General features: G+C 41.1%; 1 protein-coding gene. It reads left to right on the top strand.

Going from position 1 to position 584, the window contains the following annotated elements:
* Positions 1–291: hypothetical protein (locus tag AC1VNY_RS42550; protein ID WP_482409679.1), on the top strand; the 291-nt coding region annotated here is incomplete at its 5' end.
* Between the last annotated feature and the right edge of the window lie 293 nt (positions 292–584).

Below are 584 nucleotides of genomic sequence, written 5' to 3'. Positions count from 1 at the left end.
ACATTTAATCGATCTAGTCTCCTATCGCACAGCCATCAACAGATGCAAGAGAAAACAACTAAACTAGAAACAATCTCACAACAACTAGGTCTGAATATTCATCGAGAAAAACACACAAAGATCATGAGATTAAATGCTAATTCCAGTGACCCGAACATATTGAAAGGAGCACTGTTAAAAGAGAGATGGACACATTTACATATCTGGGAAGTGTCGTCAACATTCAAGGTGGTACAGATGAAGACGTTAGGGTTAGAATACAAAAGGCAAGATCAGCATTTGCCATTCTGAAGAACATATGGCGTTCAAGAATGATCAGGAATAAAACTAAGATAATGATATTTAATTCAAATGTCAAGTCTGTCCTTCTGTATGGAGCGGAGACAAGGAGAACGACTAAGGTGAACACCAAAAAGCTGCAGACATTCATCAATAGATGCCTACGCAGGATACTCCATTTGAGATGGTATGACTAGACCACAAACAGAGAACTGTGGGATAGGGCAGGACAACGGCAGGTGGAACAGGGGATAATGAGCAGAAGGTGGCGATGGATAGGACACACACTGTAGAAACTCCCTGAC

The organism is Bradyrhizobium ferriligni (assembly GCF_056837965.1).
Note: the sequence above shows the minus strand (reverse complement) of the source record. Positions and strands in the feature narration are given on the sequence as shown.